The sequence below is a fragment of the Frankia sp. AgB1.9 genome (genome assembly GCF_016786355.1).
Lineage (GTDB): Bacteria > Actinomycetota > Actinomycetes > Frankiales > Frankiaceae > Pseudofrankia.
In genome coordinates this window covers 101,899-119,375 of the sequence record NZ_JADWYX010000002.1, presented here as the reverse complement: position 1 = coordinate 119,375, position 17,477 = coordinate 101,899, and the positions used below count along the sequence as shown (strand labels likewise).

The 17,477-nt window shown below is 73.0% G+C and carries 15 protein-coding genes; 4 read left to right on the top strand and 11 right to left on the bottom strand.

What is annotated here, in order from left to right:
* Positions 1-5: 5 nt before the first annotated feature.
* Positions 6-950 (bottom strand): alpha/beta hydrolase, encoded by a 945-nt coding sequence (locus I6A60_RS01365; protein ID WP_203016280.1) that lies wholly within the window; start codon positions 948-950, stop codon positions 6-8.
* A 139-nt stretch (positions 951-1,089) separates the two neighbouring features.
* The gene (locus tag I6A60_RS01360) at positions 1,090-2,292 is read right to left on the bottom strand and encodes a helix-turn-helix domain-containing protein (protein WP_203016281.1); all 1,203 of its coding nucleotides are present in this window, start codon (positions 2,290-2,292) and stop codon (positions 1,090-1,092) included.
* Positions 2,293-2,352: 60 nt separating this feature from the next.
* Here I6A60_RS01360 and I6A60_RS01355 point away from each other — a divergent pair, with 60 nt between their 5' ends.
* Positions 2,353-3,027: a DJ-1/PfpI family protein gene (locus tag I6A60_RS01355; RefSeq protein ID WP_203016316.1), complete on the top strand. Its 675-nt coding sequence runs from the start codon at positions 2,353-2,355 to the stop codon at positions 3,025-3,027.
* 103 nt (positions 3,028-3,130) lie between these two features.
* On the opposite strand, the gene I6A60_RS01350 is transcribed toward I6A60_RS01355, so the two are convergent.
* Together I6A60_RS01350 and I6A60_RS01345 are read right to left on the bottom strand one after the other, a co-directional pair.
* Positions 3,131-4,018, bottom strand: a complete 888-nt coding sequence (locus I6A60_RS01350; protein ID WP_203016317.1) for an LLM class F420-dependent oxidoreductase — start codon at positions 4,016-4,018, stop codon at positions 3,131-3,133.
* A 56-nt stretch (positions 4,019-4,074) separates the two neighbouring features.
* On the bottom strand, positions 4,075-6,291 hold the full coding sequence (locus I6A60_RS01345) for an FUSC family protein (RefSeq protein WP_203042496.1): 2,217 nt from the start codon (positions 6,289-6,291) through the stop codon (positions 4,075-4,077).
* Between the two features lie 127 nt (positions 6,292-6,418).
* Between I6A60_RS01345 and I6A60_RS01340 the strand changes: the two genes are divergently transcribed.
* Both I6A60_RS01340 and I6A60_RS01335 read left to right on the top strand, forming a co-directional pair.
* On the top strand, positions 6,419-6,802 hold the full coding sequence (locus I6A60_RS01340) for an SHOCT domain-containing protein (RefSeq protein WP_203016284.1): 384 nt from the start codon (positions 6,419-6,421) through the stop codon (positions 6,800-6,802).
* A gap of 238 nt (positions 6,803-7,040) precedes the next feature.
* Positions 7,041-8,717 (top strand): CocE/NonD family hydrolase, encoded by a 1,677-nt coding sequence (locus I6A60_RS01335; protein ID WP_203016286.1) that lies wholly within the window; start codon positions 7,041-7,043, stop codon positions 8,715-8,717.
* Here I6A60_RS01335 and I6A60_RS01330 read toward each other — a convergent pair.
* The 5 genes from I6A60_RS01330 to I6A60_RS01310 form a co-directional block, all read right to left on the bottom strand.
* Positions 8,705-9,688 (bottom strand): AraC family transcriptional regulator, encoded by a 984-nt coding sequence (locus tag I6A60_RS01330; RefSeq protein ID WP_203016287.1) that lies wholly within the window; start codon positions 9,686-9,688, stop codon positions 8,705-8,707. The genes I6A60_RS01335 and I6A60_RS01330 overlap by 13 nt on opposite strands.
* Before the next feature lie 38 nt (positions 9,689-9,726).
* Complete coding sequence (locus tag I6A60_RS01325) at positions 9,727-10,263, bottom strand: DUF1772 domain-containing protein (protein ID WP_203016288.1); 537 nt, start codon at positions 10,261-10,263, stop codon at positions 9,727-9,729.
* 155 nt (positions 10,264-10,418) lie between these two features.
* Positions 10,419-12,011 carry an APC family permease gene (locus tag I6A60_RS01320; protein WP_203016289.1) on the bottom strand — a complete coding sequence of 531 codons (1,593 nt, stop codon included), beginning with the start codon at positions 12,009-12,011 and terminating at the stop codon, positions 10,419-10,421.
* A 215-nt stretch (positions 12,012-12,226) separates the two neighbouring features.
* Complete coding sequence (locus I6A60_RS01315; RefSeq protein WP_203016290.1) at positions 12,227-12,580, bottom strand: glyoxalase; 354 nt, start codon at positions 12,578-12,580, stop codon at positions 12,227-12,229.
* 125 nt (positions 12,581-12,705) lie between these two features.
* Positions 12,706-13,449, bottom strand: coding sequence for a helix-turn-helix transcriptional regulator (locus tag I6A60_RS01310; protein ID WP_203016292.1), 744 nt, complete (start codon positions 13,447-13,449; stop codon positions 12,706-12,708).
* A gap of 132 nt (positions 13,450-13,581) precedes the next feature.
* Here I6A60_RS01310 and I6A60_RS01305 point away from each other — a divergent pair, with 132 nt between their 5' ends.
* A complete protein-coding gene (locus I6A60_RS01305) occupies positions 13,582-14,838 on the top strand; it encodes an MFS transporter (protein ID WP_203016294.1) in 1,257 nt (418 codons plus the stop codon).
* On the opposite strand, the gene I6A60_RS01300 is transcribed toward I6A60_RS01305, so the two are convergent.
* Positions 14,795-15,937 carry a hypothetical protein gene (locus I6A60_RS01300; protein ID WP_203016295.1) on the bottom strand — a complete coding sequence of 381 codons (1,143 nt, stop codon included), beginning with the start codon at positions 15,935-15,937 and terminating at the stop codon, positions 14,795-14,797. The two genes, I6A60_RS01305 and I6A60_RS01300, sit on opposite strands and share 44 nt — an antisense overlap.
* A gap of 31 nt (positions 15,938-15,968) precedes the next feature.
* Complete coding sequence (locus I6A60_RS01295) at positions 15,969-17,474, bottom strand: lytic transglycosylase domain-containing protein (protein WP_203055536.1); 1,506 nt, start codon at positions 17,472-17,474, stop codon at positions 15,969-15,971.
* Positions 17,475-17,477: the final 3 nt, after the last annotated feature.

Genomic DNA, 17,477 nt, shown 5'->3' with positions numbered 1-17,477 from the left:
GGGGCTCACGGGCGCAGGGGCAGGCCGAGGGCTGCGGCGAGGACGGCCTTGGCCTCGGCGCTCTCGCGCTGGCTGACGGCGGCCTGGCCGACGATTCCGGAGCCGTGGAAGGTGCCGGGGAACAGGTGCAGCTCGGTCGGGACGCCGGCGGCGAGCAGCGCCTGGGCGTAGGCGATGCCCTCGTCGCGAAGCGGGTCGAACTCCATGACCGAGACGTAGGCAGGTGGCAGGCCGGTCAGGTCGGCCGCGCGGGCCGGGGCGGCGTAGGCGGACACCTCCGGGCTACCCGGGACGCCCGCGCCCAGGTACGCGTCCCAGCTGATGATCGCGTTGGGCCGGTTCCACATCGGGGTGTCGACGAAGGCGCGCATGCTCGGGGTGTCGAGCCGGTCGTCCAGCTCGGGGAATCCCAGGAACTGGAAGCACAGCGGGGGCCCGCCGCGGTCGCGGGTGAGCAGTGCCAGCGCGGCCGCCAGACCGCCGCCCGCGCTCGACCCGTGCACCGCGAGGCGGGTGGGGTCGAGGCCTAGCTCGGCGGCGTTCTTCGCGGTCCACTCCAGCGCGGCGTAGCAGTCCTCGAGCCCGGCGGGGAACGGATGCTCCGGCGCCAGCCGGTAGTCGACGGAGACGATGACCACGCCGAGCGCGCGGACCAGGCCCAGGCAGGACCCGTCGTCGATGCCGACGTTGCCGATGACGAAGCCGCCGCCGTGGATGTTGAGCACGCCGGCGGTCGTCCCGGTCGCGCCGGCCGGCCGGTAGACCCGGACTGGGACGTCGCCCGAGGGCCCGGGGACCAGCAGGTCCTGGACGTCGACGCCCTCGGTGTCGGTCTGGAAGGCGCGCGTGAGCTCCTCGATCTGCGCCCGCACCGTCGGCGGGTCGGTGAAGTCGACGGAGGGCAGCATCGGGACGATGGCGGCCAGTTCCGGGTCGAATCGGTAAGTCATCGGGCAGGTCCCCTCGGCGGTGGTTGCTGGCACTCTGCCCGACTGGTGTGGCTCGGGTCACCCGACAGGCGTCGGGTATAGAGGCGTGAGTGCCCGCCACTCGTCGGCGCGCGCCAGCCGCCGCGCCGACCGCCCCGCGCTACGCAGTGGTGGCGAGGCGGCGGGCCAGCAGCGCGAGATGGGCGCGGAACCGGCCCTCGGGCTCGTCGAGCCGCCAGCCGAGGACGTCCTCGAGGTGCGCCACCCGAGCCGCGACCGAGCTGTGATGAAGGTGCAGGCCCGAGGCCGCCTGCCGCAGCGAACCCGCCCGGCAGAACGCCTCCAGGACGGCGACGTCCGCGGCGCCCGCCGGCGAGGCGGCCAGGTTCTCGAGCGCCCGCACGTCAGGGTCGTGGCGCAGCCGGTCCACCGGCAGGTCGGCGAGCAACGCCAGTGACCCGAGCTCGGCGTAGTCGACGACCGCCGTGTCCGCCGCCCCGGGCGCCGCGAACCGCAGCGCCAGCCGGGCCTGCCGCCACGAGGCCCGCGCCTCCAGCCCCTCCACGGGCCCACCGACGCCCACCCGCGCCTGGTGGGCTCCGTCGTCACGCCCAGTAGCGGCCCCCGGGTGCCCCTGATCGTCCGCGCTTCGGCCCGTCCCGCTCGCCGCGCGCTCGGCGAGCGCCCGGCGCAGCTCCCCGGCCGGACTGGCCGTCGCGGCCCGGTCCTGCAGCAGGACCGCCGCCGTGCGACCCAGCACCGCCACCCGCACCGTCCGTGACCCCAGCCGCCCACGGGCCACCAGCGCGACCGCCTGCACGCCGACGTCGACGCCGGCCGGCACGCAGATCCCGACCGCCCGGATGGCGACGTCGGGCAGCAGGCCCAACAGGCGCAGCGCCCGGGCTCGGTCCTCGTCCGACTCCCGCTCCGAGAGCGCGAGCTCCACCAGGGCAGGGTCGGCGATGTGCAGAGACGGACGGGCCCGCGCGTCGACGACCTGCGCCGCGATCGCCATCCGCTCCAGCACGATCTCGTCCAGCGCCCGCGCCGGCCCTGATCGCTCCAGCCACACCCGGCCGTCCGCGCCGACGCTCGTCCAGCCGGACACCCGGTCGGGCTCGGCGGGACCGGGTTCGCCGGCCGCATCGGCGGGCGCGGGCGAACCGTCCGCGCGATACCGGACCCGCCCTGCCCGCGGCGTCTCCAGGCCCGCGCCGCACTCCGCGAGCGTCGCGGTCGCCCGGACCAGCGCGGCCGCGTCCGCGCGGGCGGCCACCAGCGCGTCGAAGTAGGCGATCACCCGAACCGCGCTCTCGGCGTCGGCGTCGAGCGCCGACAGCCGCAACAACAGCCCCTTCATCGCCCCTCACCGCCTTGCCCGCCAGTGTTATCGTTTTCCGTGACTGCTGAGAACAGCGCTATCGGTAACGGTGCCTCATCGCTTTCGCCTCGACCAGCGTTCACGGTTGCCGTCCTGACGTTCGATGGCTTCAACGAGCTGGACAGCTTCATCGCCGCGGCGATCATCAACCGGTGCCGCCGTGACGGTCTGACGGCCTATCTCACCACGCCCATGCCCGTGGTCACGTCGATGAACGGCGTCGAGGTGACCGGCCAGCGCCCGCTGGCCTTCGCCGCGCAGGCCGACGTCGTGCTGGTCGGGAGCGGTGTCCGAACGCGCGACATCGTCCGCGACGAGAGCCTGATCGCGTCGCTGTCGCTCGACCCGGCCCGGCAGCTGATCGGCTCGCAGTGCTCGGGTGCGCTGGTCCTGGCCCGGCTCGGGCTGCTCGCGGGCGTCCCGGCGTGCACGGACGCCACCAGCCGCCCGTTCGTCGAGGCGTGCGGGGTGCCGGTCCTGGACAAGCCGTTCCACGCTGTCGGCAACGTCGCCACCGCGGGTGGCTGCCTCGCGTCGCAGTACCTCGCGGCCTGGGTCATCGCCCGCACGCTCGGAGAGCCGGCCGCCCGGGCCGCGATCGACTACGTCGCGCCCACGGGGGAGAAAGAGGACACCGTCGAACGGGTTTTCGCGGCGATCTCTGGGGAGAATCAGCCGCCGGCCTCGGCGCGGACCGGAGAGAGAAGGTCATGATCGCCGTTTCGGCCCTCGGGTGGTCGTTACCGGGGTCTGTTTAAAGCCACCAGAGGGCGAAAACGGCGATCAACACGGCTGGCGGACTTTGGTGGTCGCGGCATTAGCCGAGGCTGGCGTCGGCGCGTTGCTTCAGGTCGGAGATGAATTCGAGATGTTCGTCGAGGGTGCGTAGGCCGTTGCGGGCGCTGGTGAGCGCGACGTCGGTCGCGCCCGCGTCCCGCAGCCGGGGGAGCGCCTCGATGGTCTCTGCAGCCCAGGTTCCGGGCGCGTCCGGCAGCAGATTGAACAGTGCGCGGAAGTCCTTGTGCGAGCGGCCTTCCTTCGTCAGCAACTCGCGGACCCGTGACCAGGCGAGCAGGGCCTCCTCGCGCATTCCGTAGCCGAACACGAAGCCGTCGCCCAGCCGCGCTGCCCGGCGGAAAGCGGCCTCGGACGAGCCGCCGAGCCAGATCGGAATGGGCCGGGGCGGTGGCGGGTAGACAGCAGCGCGGTCGATCTGGTCGAACTCGCCGCTGAAGGTGACCGGTTCTCCGGCCCAGAGCAGGCGCAGGTAGGGAATCTGCTCGTCGAGCCGGCGGCCTCTGGTCGTCCACTCGGCTCCGAGCGCGTGGTACTCGACCGGGTTATAGCCGACGCCGACGCCGAGCCGCAGCCGGCCACCCGACAGCAGGGCGACGTCGGCTGCCTGCTTGGCGACCAGGACCGTCTGACGCTGCGGCAGGATCAGGATGCCAGTTACGAGTTCGATTCGCTGGGTGATTGCGGCGAGGTAGCCGAAGGCGACCAGCGGATCGTGGAACGGGTCCTTCTCGTGGTAGGCGCGGGCCGGTGCCGGCCGCTGGCGCTCGACCCCTGCGACCGCGCCGACGACGTGGTCGTAGAGGAGAAGGTGGTCGTATCCGAGTTCCTCGGCGGTGACGGCGAACCGGCGCAGCGCCTGAGGATCACCCCCGAGTTCGTTCTGCGGATAGGTGATTCCGATCTTCATCACGTCCGCACTCTATTTTCTCCGGTTGTCACATGGACAGTGCACATACGGCCGGCTCAGCGTTGTGGGGCGGAGTCGACGAGGGCGGCGAACTCGCGCAGCAGGGGCGGGAACGGGGGTAGTTGGACTGGCTGGCGTAGCGGCGGTGGGGCGTCGCCACGCATGCCGGCGGCGAGCTGGCCGAACAGGAGCCGAATGCCTTCGGGGGTCCCGGCGGTCGCGGGCAGCGCGTCGCGCAGCCCTGGTGGTTCGAGCAGGACGAGGTAGCCGAGCCGTCGGGCGGCGACCACCGTCGGCCAGGTAGCCCGCGCCGCTTCTCCGGGCTCGTTGTTGGCTTCGACGTGCATCTCAGAGAGCCATTCGAGGGTCGCCTCGACGTGGTGGCGGGCCGCTCCCCGCCGCCGATCCCGCTGGGTGCGCCGCGCCTCCCGCCCCACACGCTCGTTTGGCCGTGGCGCTGAGCGTGGGCCAGGGGGAGCGCCTGGCGCCTCGGCCAGCAGGTTCGCCAGGAGGGCACCGATGGCGCCCACGCAGTCGGACAGCGCGTACGGCAGCCGGTGGCCGGCGACCCGAGGCCAGAGGAGCAGCGAGGCGGCCAGGCCGACGGCGAGCCCGAGCAACGTGTCGACGAGCCGGGAGACCAGCAGCGACTCGGCCGACTGCCCTGGCCCGGAGACCTGGGCGACGAGCATGGTCAACGGCATGACCAGCAGCGCCCCGAACCCTCCGTTGGCGGGGTTGAGCAGCTCGATCGCGGCCTGGAGGGCCATGACGCTGGCGATCAGGGACCACACCGGCAACGGGACGGTCAGCAGCGCGAAGGCGGCGAGTGCGCCCAGGGTCGTTCCGAGCATGTGCTGCACGGTGTGCTGCCCGGCGACCCGGGCCGTCCGGACCTCCAGGACGGAGGCGGCGGCGACGGGAGCCCAGTAGGGGCGGTCGACACCGGCGGCGATCGCGAGCAGCGCGGCGACGGCGGTCGCGAGGCAGCACCGCGTCGCCCAGGGCCAGGCCGGGGAGCGGGGCCGCAGCCCGTCCGCGAGCAGGTCACGGGTCGGCGCGATGATCGGCGCCAGCGGCCGCACGCCGGTCGGGTGCGCCAGGTCGGCGACCGTCACGGCGAGTCGGTGCCAGGCCCAGGACGTGTGGTCGTGTCCGCGCCGCGCCGCCGCTCGGCCGGTGCGGGTGCCTCGCTCGGCTGCCGCCGTTCGCGACGAGCTTCGGGTCCGTTGCGGACGGCGGCCTGGCGCGGCGGCGCGGTGGACCAGACTGCTCGCGCGGGCGGAGGCCCCGGTCCAGGCGGTGGCCAGCGCCGTGTCACCGGCGGCGGCCGCCCGGGGCCGCGGCGGTGGGCGCCATCGCCGTGCGCCGGTGCCTCGGCCCGGGTCATAGCGGCCGCTGGCGACGTCGGCGGCATAGTCCAGCAGCCGCCGGGCCACGCTGTCCGGAGGGGGCCGTCCGGTGAGGGCCGCGTAGTCGACGATCCGGGTGAAGACGCGGCGCAGGCGGGCGGCGATGGCGGCGAGCGCGCCGCCGGGGCGGTCCCGGGCGACGATGACCTCGGCGCGGCGGATCTCCCGTTCGGCGTCGTGCCGGGTGACCTCGGTCTGTTTCGTGCCCACGGTGTCGGACATGGTCGCGAGTGCTTTCAGGGCCTCGGCCACGGCGCGTCTGCTCGGCCCGGTCTGGTCGCCGCGGGCACCGATCATCGTGAGCAGGTAGGCGAAGGCCGCGCCGGCGAGGGTGAGCCCGGCCCGGGTCCCGATGTTCGCGATGCCGGGCGGAAGCTGGGTGGCGACGGCGCAGGCGACCACGATCGGCACGGCGCCGGGTTGGGGCGCGAGCAGGGCCGCGAACAGGACGGTGGCGACGAACGCCACGGCGGCCACCGCGATCGCCGTTCGCCACGGGTTGCCCCCGGACAGGGCCCCGACGGTGCCCGCGGCGGCCGATCCCACCGCGACCACGGGGAGCGCCCGTGCCCGGTACCGCCAGCTCGACCTCGGGTAGTAGATCGCGGTGACCGCCCCGAGGGTAGCCGTCAGCCCCAGGGCGAGTTGGCCCGTCAGCTCCCCGACGATCAGCGGGATCCCCGTCGCCAGCGCGCTGACGAGCGCGAGGCGCCCTCGCCCGGGTGGCGGCCGGCGCACCGTGAAAGCACCCCGCAGCGACACCCGGCCCGACACGGGTGCCCCCCGCCGCACCAGCTCCACCCAGGCGCTATGCCCGCCGTGCGCCACCACCAGCCACTCGCGCGGGGAAATCGGGCTCATGGGGAGGCCGCCTGACCGGCAGGGGCCGGCGCGGTGACACCGCGGTCAACTGGCCTGTTTCTGGGTAACGACGGCGAGGGACGTCGCCGGTGGCCGTCCAAAGCTGCAACGGGGGGTGCGACAATCGATGAACTATCCCTTTCTGGGTGCTTTCGTGACATTGCTCTGGTTCTGTCTGTTCGCGGTGTGGATGGGGCTGCTCTTCGTCGTGGTGTCCGACGTCTTTCGCAGCCACGACCTGTCGGGGTGGGGCAAGGCCGGCTGGGTGGTCGGGACGATCGTCTTTCCGCTGGTGGGTGTCCTCTGTTACATGGTTCTCCGGGGTGACGGAATGAGTGAGCGGTCGGCCGAGGACAGAAAGCAGCGCGCGACCCATTACCAGGGATTCAGTTCTTCCGCCGTACAGTCCCGCGCGGTCGCCGACGAGGTGGCGAAGCTTGCCGAGCTCCGCAAGCAGGGGGAGATCACCCAGGCGGAGTTCGAGCGGGAGAAGTCGCGAATCCTGGCCTGAGCCGGAGAGCACCAGTCGTCACGGTGACGGAAGGTCACGCTGCCACGCGCTCAGCGCTCCGGGCGGGCGGGGGCAGCGGGCCGACGGAGGGTCCGACGCTCGGGGGAGCCGGGGATTCTTCCGCTCAGTGGAACCCTTGGCGTTCGGGGCGCCGATCTCGCCGCTACGCTCGCCGTCGTCGGGTACGGCCTAGGCGGGCCAGGTCATCGTTGCTCTGAGTGTTGTGGGGTATGAGCCTATGTCTTTCGCGAGCCGGCTGATCGGCAAGCGGTATGGTCTACCGGCGGCGACGGCCCGGGTGAAGGTGGCGAAGAACCTTCGGATTCCCGGCGCGGACGGGCACATTCTCCTTGCTGACCGCTATTATCCGGCCGACGACCCGGATGAAGCCGGTCAGCGCACGCCCCCGCCGATCTTGTTCGTTCGGTCTCCCTACGGCCGACGGGCCCTTTTTGGTGCCACTCAGGGTCTTCTTTTCGCCGAGCGCGGCTATCAGGTGGTCATCCAAAGCTGTCGCGGCACGTTCGGCTCGGGTGGGCCATTCGTGCCACAGGTGAACGAGAAGGCCGACGGACTGGCCGCGCTGGAGTGGATTCGCCAACAGCCCTGGTACGGCGGGACGATCGCGACGATGGGCCCCAGCTATCTCGGCTATACCCAGTGGGCCGTCGCCGGCGAGAAGGAGGCGCAGCTCGCCGCGATCGTTCCGACGATCACGATGCCGCACTTCGGGCTGCCGACCTACGACGGGGGCTCCTTCTCACTGGCCAACTGCCTGGAATGGTCGTCGATGATGGCGAACATGCAGGCCGGTGGCCGAGGGATGGCCCGGGTGGCGCTCGCCCAGCTGCGCGGCGGCTCACCGGCGCTGCGGCGCGGGCTGGCGACCCTGCCGCTGTCCGAGTCGGACAAGGTCGCCGTCGGCCGCCACGTGGACTTCTACCAGGACTGGCTCACCCACGGCCTGGACGACGAGTACTGGACCCGCCAGGACCACCGGCCGACCGTCGCGAACGTCACCGCGCCGGTCCTCATGGTCACCGGCTGGTACGACATCTTCCTGCCCTGGCAGATCGAGAGCTACCAGGCCCTGCACGCGGCGGGCAACACGCCCCGTCTCGTCGTCGGCCCCTGGTTCCACGTCTCCCGGGGCGCCGCCGCCCCGACCGTGACCGAGACGCTCACCTTCCTCGACGCGCAGGTGAAGGGCGTCGGCGCCGCGCCGGAGCCGATCGTCCGGGCCTACGTCACGGGCGAGGGCGGTGGGTGGCGCGAGTACCCGCACTGGCCGCCGCCGGGCATCGTCGCGACGAGCTACCACCTCCAGCCAAGCGGCGGGCTGTCGAGCGACGAGCCGCCGGCCGACGCGGAGCCTGACGTCATCCGCTACGACCCGGCGGACCCGACGCCGTCGGTGGGTGGCCCGAGACTGGGACGTGACGCCGGTGCCCAGGACAACCGGGAGCTGGAGGCCCGCGACGACGTGCTGACCTACACCGGCCCGGCGCTGGCCGCGCCCGTGCAGTTCGCCGGCACGGTGACCGCGTCGATCGAGGTCAGCTCGGACCGCGAGACCTTCGACATCTTCGTGCGGCTGTGCGACGTGTCCGCGGCCGGCGTCTCGACCAACGTCTGTGACCGGCTGGTCCGGCTCGCGCCCGACCCCCAGGCTCCGCCCGGGACCGTGCGCACCGCGCGCCTGGAGCTGTGGCCGGCCGCCCACCACTTCCAGACCGGCCATCGGATCCGCGTGCAGATCTCCTGCGGGGCGCATCCTCGCTACAACCGCAACCTTGGCACCGGCGAGCCGCTCGCGACCGCGACGACGCTGCTCACCGCGACCCAGCGCGTGCACCACGACGCGGCGCATGTCTCGTCGATCGTCCTGCCGGTCCTGCCGGCTCAGGCGGGCTGACGCGGCCAGGGCCTGGTCGCGGCGACCTGAGCCTGGGAGTGGCCAGCCTGGGCCCGGTGTTCGCGCGGGCTGATCCCGCGGACGCGTTTGAAGGCGGTGCAGAGCGCGAACGAGCTGCCGTAGCCGACCTGCGTCGCCACCTCGCTGATGGAGGTGCCGGGCCGCAGCAGGTCGGCGGCCAGGGCCAGGCGCCAGGCGGTGAGGTAGGCCATCGGCGGTTGGCCGACGGTGTCGGTGAACCGGCGAGCCAGGGCCGCCCGCGAGACGTGGGTCGCGGCGGCCAGCTCGGCGACGGTCCAGGGGCGGGCCGGGTCGTCGTGGAGCAGCCGTAGGGCGCCGCCCACGACCGGGTCGCTGTGGGCCTGGTACCAGGTCGGGGTGTCGACGTCGGGGCGGGCGAACCAGGTGCGCAGCACGGCGATCAGCAGCAGGTCGAGAAGCCGGTCGAGCACGGCCTCCTGGCCCGGCTCGTCCCTGCCGACCTCGCTCGACAGCAGGGGGATGAGGGGCGTGTCCCAGGACTCGCCCGGCAGGACCACGAGTGCGGGCAGCGCGTCCAGCAACGGCCGGCAGATCTCGCTGAGCACCTGGTATGTGCCGGTGACCAGCACCGTCGCGCCCTGCGGGCTGTTGCCCCAGGTACGCACGCCCAGCTCCTTCATCGCGACCAGCTGCTCGCCGTCGGGCGTCGTGCACCGCTGGCCGGGGTGAATGACGACCTGCGGCGGCGTGGTCGGGTCGTCGGCGAACGTGTATGGGTCAGGGCCCCGCAGGACGGCAACGTCTCCCTGGTGCAGCCGCACAGGTTGGCTCCCGTCGGGGACCACCCACGCGTCGCCCTGCACGACCGCCACCAGGGTGAGCGGCGCCTCGTCCTGGATGCGCAGCGACCAGGGCGGCGTCAGCGACGAACGCAGCAGGAACGCCCCGTGGGCGCGCGGCCCGTTGAGGAGGCCGGCGACGACGTCCATGGCGCCTCACGGTAGACGAAGGAACAGGGCGTCGATCCTCAGCGGTGCCTGGCCGCCACGACGCCGACGAGGATGACGAAGGCGCCGGTCGTCGTGATCGTCCGGACGAGGTTCCAGGCCGCCCATCTCGACTCGTCGAAGGCCGCCCGGACCCGGGCCACATCGATGTGGTTCGGGTCGCCGGCGCCCTTGATGGCGTCATTGAGGGGCACGTGGATCGCGACCGTGATGACCACGGTGATCAGGTAGAGGACGAAGGCGCCGACGAGCCAGGGCAGTACGGAACGCCGGTCGGAGCCGAGGTGCAGCACCCCTGCCACGCCCGTCAGGATCAGCGCCCCGAAGAAGGTGAACATGAACCACGGGTTGATGATCGCCCGGTCGATCGACTGGAACGCGGCGACGAAGGTGCGGTCGTCGGTCCGCTTCAGGCCGGGCATGACGGTGTGGGCGTAGAGGGCGAGCACCCCGGCGGCCAGGCCGGTGAGCACGGTCGCGCCGACGAGCACGAGGTTCGTGAGGACCGGCGGGCCGGTGACGTCGAGGGGCTGTGATCCGCCTGCCTGGGTGTACATGCCGGTTCCTCCCGTGGGTGTCCGCGCGTGAGCCGCTGTTCTGCTCACATTCCGCAGTGAACTCGACAGCCGGGAGACGTTCCATGGCTGAAAAGCTCGATTTCATGCGGCAGCGTCCACGGGCGGGCGCCCACGGGAGGTCTAGCTTTCTGGTCTCAGGCGCCGGCCGGCCCTGGGTCGATGTGCACGATCTCGCCGGTCTCGGTGACAGCGAGGTCCTGTCGCAGCGTCTCGCCGGTGAAGTACGACGGCTTGACGATCCGCCAGGCGACGAACGCGACCAGCCCGACGAGCACCGAGGCGAACGCGACCAGGAAGACCCCGCCGATCCGCCAGTGCGGGGCGAACGGCATCAGCCAGGTCGTGTAGCTGTCGTCGGTCGCCACGTCCCAGCCGCTCCACACCGTCCACGCCCCGGCGAACCACAGGATCAGGCCGCCCAGCGTCGGCAGGACGCCCCGCAGCCAGAACGACCGCATGCTGTGCAGCAGCGTCTTACGGAACGCCCAGGTGCAGGTGAAGCCGGTGAGGCCGTAGTAGATCGCGATGAACAGGCCGATCGCGGTGACCGCGTCGCTGATCACCTGGCCGGACGACATGTAGTTCATCGCGACGTACAGCACCACCGAGATCCCGCCCATGACGACGGTCGACACGGTGGGCGTCAGGTACTTCGGGTGCATGCGGGCGAACGAGGCCGGGATCGCCTTGTGGACCGCCATCGACAGGGTGGTCCGGGCGGTCGGCAGGATCGTCGTCTGCGTGCAGGCCGCGGCCGAGGTCAGCACCATGAGGATCAGCAGGTGGGACAGGACGGACCCGAAGCCCGATCCGCCGAAGACAGCCTTGCCGAGGATCGACAGGACGTCGCCGGAGTGGTCCGGGTTGGCGAGGCCGATCCCGCTGTCGCCGACACCGGCGAACGACTGGGCCGCCATCGTCACGAGGATGTACGTCACCAGCAGCAGCACCGTCGACAGGATGGCCGCGCGCCCCGGCGTCTCGGTCGGGTTGTCGGTCTCCTCGTTGACGGCGACGGCGGAGTCCCAGCCCCAGTAGATGAACAGCATCAGCGTGATGCCGTTGAAGAAGCTGGCGAAGTCGCCGCCGAACGGGTTGAACCAGGACCAGCTCACGCCGAGCGACCCGACCGGCGCGGTCCCGGCGCCGACCTTGACCAGGGCGACGATCGAGAAGACGAGCAGCACGACGACCTCGACCGCGAGCAGCGCCTTCTGGATGTTGGCCGAGATCTCGATGCCGCGATAGCAGATGTAGCTCATCAGGATGATCCACAGGATGCCGACCAGGAGCACCCAGGCGCTGGCCGGGTCGGAGCCGATCCCGTCCGCGTTGAACAGCAGGAACAGGTACTGGCCGGCGACCTGGGCCAGGCTCGCCATGACCAGCACGTCGGCCGCGATGATCGCCCAGCCGCCCCACCAGCCGGCGCTCGGCCCGAACGCCCGCCCGGCCCAGGTGAACGTCGTGCCGCAGTCGGGGTCGACCCGGTTGAGCTCGGCGTAGCCGATCGAGGTGAACAGGATCGGGACGAACGCCAGGATGACGACGATGGGCGTGTGGATGCCCACGAACGACACGACCAGCCCGAGCGTGGCGGCGAGGCTGTAGGCCGGCGCGGTCGAGGCCACACCGATCACCACGGAGGACGCGAGCCCGAGCGCCCCGGTTTTCAGCCCTTTCTCGGGCGGTGTGCGAACGGCGACCGTCGGGGCGACTGCGGACATGGGCGATACCTCCGGCCGACCGTTGCTGCGAACCGCGCAGAAACTACCCCCTTTGGACCGCAGAATCCATGGCGAAACCGGACCGTAACGATGGTTTCCAGGCGCGGAGTCGCAGCGTCACCATGCCGCGCCCTGATCCACGTCCAGTTCGGGCCGCCAGGTCCTCGGGCGCGCGATGGGTGCGGTGGCACCCTCGGGCCGACCGGTGGTGACGGCTACCGGGCGAGCGGGCGGCGCAGCTCCCAGTGGTTGCCGGCCGGGTCGGCGCAGAAGATCACCACGAGGTCGCCGAAGCTGCCGGAGCGGTACGGGACGCCGGCGGCGTCGAGCCGGCCCTCGACCCCCTCGTCGACTTCGATCGCCGTGTGGGCGCGGGCCGCCGGCCGGTGGTCGGGATCGACGCTGAGGTGGATCTGGCTCCCGTCGTCCGCCTGGTACCACTGCGCCCTGCCGACCAGCTCGGCCGGCGGGACCAGCTTCCGGTAGCCGAGGACGCCGACGAGGAAGGCTCCCTCACGCTCGTCAAGGCCCGGCGGCACCCCGAGGTTGGCGTGGTGGAAGCGCGGCATGGTCGACCTCCGGTCGCTCTGGCACGTTGCGGGCAGGCCAGCTGCCGCCGTTCCAGCCTCATCCCGTCGGCCGCCCGGCCGCAACAACTGCCAGCCGGCGCGGACCTGGCGACCCGGGCCGTCCGTCAGGAGGGCCGCGAGTCCTGGGCGTAGCGGGTCGGGGTGACGCCGAACGCCGCGTGGAACGCCGCGGTGAAGGAGCTCGGGGTGCTGTAGCCACAGGTCAGGGCGACCGTGGTGACCTGCTCGCCGGTCGCCAGCAGCGCCATGCCGTGATGCAGCCGCAGCTGGGCCCGCCACTGCGGGAACGTCATCCCCGTCTCGGCCCGGAACAGCCGGCTCAGCGTGCGCTCGCTGGCGCCCACGGTGGCGCCGAGCTCAGCGAGCGTGCGCGGGTCGGCCGGGTCGCGCCGCAGCGCCTCGGCGATGCCGGCGAGCCGGTCGTCGCTCGGCTGCGGCAGGTGCAGGCGCGGCGCGGCCACCGGGCGCAGTCCGCGCAGCAGCACCCTGGTCAGGTCGGCGCGGTCGGCGTCCTGCACTGCGGGGTCGGTGAGCGCGCGGATGATCTCGCGCAGCAGGTCGGAGACCGCGACGACGGTCGGGGTCCGCGCGCCGAACGGGTCGTCGTCGGCGCCGAACCAGAGCGAGTGCATCTGGGTGGGCCCGTAGGCGCGGTGCGCGTGCGGCAGCTCGGCGGGCAGCCACACGGCCCGCAGCGGCGGCACCACCCAGGAGCCGAGGGCGGTCGTGACGCGCAGGACTCCGCTGCCCGGATAGGCGAGCTGGTGCTCGGCGTGGTCGTGCCAGTCGACCCGCTCCTGGGCCGCCAGGCGCAGCCGCGTCGGACCGGCGAGGTGGAGGCGGTCCATCGACAGAACTTTACGGGTTGGCGGCAGCCCGCCGCCGCGTCCGGGCAGCATGCTGACGATCGTTCGCCGGTGCGGCCCCGGGGCCGGCGCGGGCGGACGCACCGTCCGGAGGAGCTGTCCAAGGAGCAACAGGTGAGAACAGAGTTCGAGACCGGCCAGCCCGGCGGGGTCGCGGCGCTGGCCGAGGCACCGCTGGCGCCGGTCGGCGCCGCGGCCACGGCCGAGATCGAGGCGCCCTCTGCGGCTTCGGCGTGGCGGCGGATGCGGGTGTGGGCCGCCGCGCACGCGATCGACGACCTGTACCAGGGCCTGGTGCCCGCCAGCGTGCCGTACTTCGTGCTCGACCGGCACTACGGCTACGTCGCGGCGTCGGGGCTCACCCTGGCTGCGACGCTGGGTGGGTCGCTGCCCCAGCCGCTGGTCGGCGTGCTGGTCGATCGGCGTCGGGTCGGCTGGATGGCGGCGGCCGGGGTGAGCCTCGCCGGCATCGGCGCGGGGCTGGCCGGCGTGCTGCCGACCTACGCGCTGAGCTGGCTCGCGCTGCTGCTGTCCGGCGTCGGCGTGTCGATGTTCCACCCGGCCGCGGGGAAGGCGGCGCGGCTCGCCGCGGGCGACCAGGCGGCGGCGATGAGCGTCTTCGCCGCCGGCGGCAGCGTCGGGTTCTTCCTCGCGCCGGTGCTCGCCACGCCGCTGCTCGCGGCCTGGGGCCTGGCGGCGACGGCCGTGTTCATCCCGCCGGCGGTTCTCATCGGCTACGTCCTGCTGCGCGCCCACCAGCGGCAGGCCGCCGTCCCGGCGGGGCCGGTGGCCGTCGCCGGCACCGACCGTTGGCACCCGTTTCTCGTGCTCACCGGCGTCGAGGTGATCCGGTCGGTGGTGCTGTTCGGGGTGAGCACGTTCATCGAGCTCTACTGGATTCGCCACCTGCACGCCGGCCACACCGCGGCCGGGGCGGCGCTGGCCTGCTTCATGGTGGGCGGCGTCGCCGGCACGCTGACCGGCGGGCGGGTCGCCGACGCCATCGGCGCGGTGCGCGCCGTCCAGGCGGGCACCGTGCTGGTGGTGCCGATGCTTGTCCTGCTGCGGCTGGCGCCCTCCTCGGGCACCGGTCTGGTCGCCGCGGTGGCGACGGGCCTCGCCCTCAACATCCCGTTCGCCGTCCTGGTGAAGCTGGGCCAGGACTACCTGCCGACCCGGCCGGGCACCGCGTCCGGCGTCACGCTCGGGCTGGCGGTCAGCGCCGGGGGCCTGTGCGCCCCGGTCTGGGGTGCCGTCGCGGACGCCCACGGCATCGCCGCGGCCTTCACCGTCCTGTGCTTCGTCCCGCTGCTCTCGCTGGTGCTGGTCACGTTCCTGCCGGAGCCTCAGGACGGCCGGCGACGTCGATGATCACGACGGTGGCGAGGGTGACGGGTGCGCAGCTGGCCGGGGTGGTCGTGAGGGTCAGTGTGAGGGTGCTCGGCGCGGGTGTCGGGAGTTGGCCGAGGTCGATGGTGGCCAGGACGGCTGGGGCGTCGCTGGGCTGGGCCGGGACGGTGATGTCGGCCTGGAGTAGTGGGGTGTCGTCGGTCGCGCTGCCCCGGACGTCGGTGTGGACGGTGGTCTGGTCGTCAGGCGCGGCGCTCGCGGGCGCTGCGTAGCTGCCCGTGAGGGTGAGGGTTGGGTGGCCGTCGGTCTGGTCGACCGTCGCGGCGAGGCTGGCCGGCGTGAGGGTGATCGCGTCGCAGGCGGCGCTGGGCGTCAGGGTGATGATCGGGATCGGGGTCATGGTCAGGCTGGCCGTGGTGCTCGGGCTGGGGCTGGGGCTGGCGGTCTCTTCGGCAGGGAGGGCGCTGGCGGTGATCGTGATGCTGGGCGGGGTGGTGGCTGCCGGCGTGGGTGTCGGGCTGACGGTCGTGGTCGCCGCAGCGAGGGGGATGAGGACGAGCGGCGGGGAGCTGGCCGGGGCGGCGAGTGCAGGGTGCTGAGCCGGCGTCGTCGGGCCGGGTGCCGCGGTGGCTGACGGGACGGGCGGGGCGCTGGTCGGATAGCTGATGGTCGCGGTGGGTGTTGACGGGTCGCTCGGGGTCGTGGCGTCCAGGGCGGACGGGGTGGCGGCCAGGGTGGTGTCGGTCTGGGGGAACTGCGATGGCGTCGGGTAGCCGGCGGCTGTCGCGGGCCGGCTGCTGCTCGGCGTGGTGAGCGTGCTGGTCCCGTTCTCCGCGGCCGGGTGCTGCTCGTCGCCGAGGAGCAGGAGCAGGCCGATCAGGGGGATCGCGAGCAGCTGGACCGGTCCCAGGCCCCGGCTGCTGGTGGGCTGAGGCCTGCGATGAGCGCCCTTGCGGGGCCCGGCGGGTCTCGGCCTGGCCGTGGCAGCCGCCGCGGGTCGGCGCCTGGGCGTGGCCGGCGCCGGGACGGTGGGTAGCTGCCTGGTGGTCGCCAGGCCTGCCGGGCGAGCGGCCCTGCCGGGCGCCGACGGTGGAGGAGCGGACCGGCGGTGCCGACTCACCGGAGTGGGCTCCTTCCCGGGGGTCTCGGGGTCACGGGGTTCTGGGCGTGCTGGCGGGGGTGGGGCTGGGGCTGGGGGTGGGACGTGCGCTCGGGCTTGCGGTCGAGCTGGGGGTCGCGGTCGGGCTGGGGGTGCTGGCCGGCCGGGTGATGTTGGTGATGGTGAGGGCGGTGAGGGTTCGGTTCGGACAGCCGGGCGGGGCGACGGTGAGGACCATGGTGACGGTCGTCGTGCGGCCGGGGTCGGTGAGGTGGTCAAGAGGCAGCTGGGTGAGCACGGCGGGGAGGTCGTCGGGCTTGAGGGGCAGCTGTCGGTCGGTGGTGGCGAGGACCCGACCGGTGGGGTCGCGGGCGATGGTGTGGACGTCGATCGTTCCGTTGGGGTTGGGGTTGGGGTTGGTGGCGGCGGCGGTGTAGCGACCGGTCAGGTCGAGGGTGCTCGTGGTGAGGACGGCGGTCAGGCTACCGGTCGTGATCGCGATGGGGGCGCAGTCGGCCGAGGCGGGGGAGCCGGACGGGGCGGCGGGGGTGGTCTGTACGGGGGTGAGGGCGAAGACCGGGTAGGGGTCGGCGGTCTGCTCGCGGTCGGCCGGGCTGGTGGCGCCGGCGTTCGTCGTGACGGCCACCGGTGTGGGGGTGCTGGTGGTGTAGCCGGTGGTCCAGGCGAGGACGGCGCGGACGTAGGCGTCGGAGGGGTTGTAGGCGCGGATCGCGGCGGCGAGCTGGGTGGGGTTGGCCAGGTCGCGGTGGTGGGCGCACAGGTAGCCGCCGGCGGTGAGGGCGGCGTCGTGGATGTTGTTGGGGTCCCTGCGGTGGTCGGCGTTGCCGTCGCGGCCGGCGGAAGCCCAGGTAGAGGGGAGGAACTGGAGGGGGCCGACGGCGCGGTCGTAGGTGGTGTCGTGGTCGAGGGCGCCGTGGTCGGTGTCGGTGATGCGGGCGAAGCCACCGTGGCCGGTGAGCCGCGGGCCGAGGATCGTCGGGGTGACTGTGCCGTCGGGGCTGATCTGGCGTCCGGTGGCGTTGCCGGACTCGACCTTGCCGATGCCGGCGAGTAGTTGCCAGCGCAGGTGGCAGGCCGGCTGCTCGCCGGCGAGGGTGGCGGCGGCCTGCTGGTAGGCGGTCAGGACGGGTAGCGGGATCCGTCGTTCGCCGCCGGCCAGGCCGACCAGACCGCCCGCCGTGCTGGCGGGACTCGGGCTCGCGGCTGCCGCGGTGGCGAGTGCGCCGGTCGGTACACGGTCACCCGAGACGCCGCTGGAAATGCCGGGGGAGACGGCGAGAGCGGACGGCATGGGGTAGTCGGTCGATCGCGTGGTGGCTGTCTGGCTGCTCGCGGTCGCGTCGTGTCCGGGTGGGGGCGACTGGCAGAAGATCAGCATGAGCAGGACGAGTGGCAGGCCGACGGTCGGCGGGCCGAGGGTCCGCGCCAGGCGGCCCGCGCGCGACGGCGGCCGGCGATGCCGGCCCCCGCCGCGCCCACGAGTGGACGACGCCTCTTCCCGGGTCCTTGCGGCCGGGTGGGCGGCGTCGTCGGACATCTG

Bases quoted from the DNA above. Each gene is read 5' to 3' on its own strand.
- I6A60_RS01330 (WP_203016287.1), bottom strand. From the start codon at position 9,688: ATGGACGTCGTCGCCGGCCTCCTCAACGGGCCGCGCGCCCACGGGGCG.
- I6A60_RS01360 (WP_203016281.1), bottom strand. From the start codon at position 2,292: ATGAAGGGGCTGTTGTTGCGGCTGTCGGCGCTCGACGCCGACGCCGAG.
- I6A60_RS01325 (WP_203016288.1), bottom strand. From the start codon at position 10,263: ATGTACACCCAGGCAGGCGGATCACAGCCCCTCGACGTCACCGGCCCG.
- I6A60_RS01320 (WP_203016289.1), bottom strand. From the start codon at position 12,011: ATGTCCGCAGTCGCCCCGACGGTCGCCGTTCGCACACCGCCCGAGAAA.
- I6A60_RS01295 (WP_203055536.1), bottom strand. From the start codon at position 17,474: ATGTCCGACGACGCCGCCCACCCGGCCGCAAGGACCCGGGAAGAGGCG.
- I6A60_RS01350 (WP_203016317.1), bottom strand. From the start codon at position 4,018: ATGAAGATCGGAATCACCTATCCGCAGAACGAACTCGGGGGTGATCCT.
- I6A60_RS01335 (WP_203016286.1), top strand. From the start codon at position 7,041: ATGTCTTTCGCGAGCCGGCTGATCGGCAAGCGGTATGGTCTACCGGCG.
- I6A60_RS01345 (WP_203042496.1), bottom strand. From the start codon at position 6,291: ATGAGCCCGATTTCCCCGCGCGAGTGGCTGGTGGTGGCGCACGGCGGG.
- I6A60_RS01365 (WP_203016280.1), bottom strand. From the start codon at position 950: ATGACTTACCGATTCGACCCGGAACTGGCCGCCATCGTCCCGATGCTG.
- I6A60_RS01310 (WP_203016292.1), bottom strand. From the start codon at position 13,449: ATGGACCGCCTCCACCTCGCCGGTCCGACGCGGCTGCGCCTGGCGGCC.
- I6A60_RS01315 (WP_203016290.1), bottom strand. From the start codon at position 12,580: ATGCCGCGCTTCCACCACGCCAACCTCGGGGTGCCGCCGGGCCTTGAC.
- I6A60_RS01340 (WP_203016284.1), top strand. From the start codon at position 6,419: ATGAACTATCCCTTTCTGGGTGCTTTCGTGACATTGCTCTGGTTCTGT.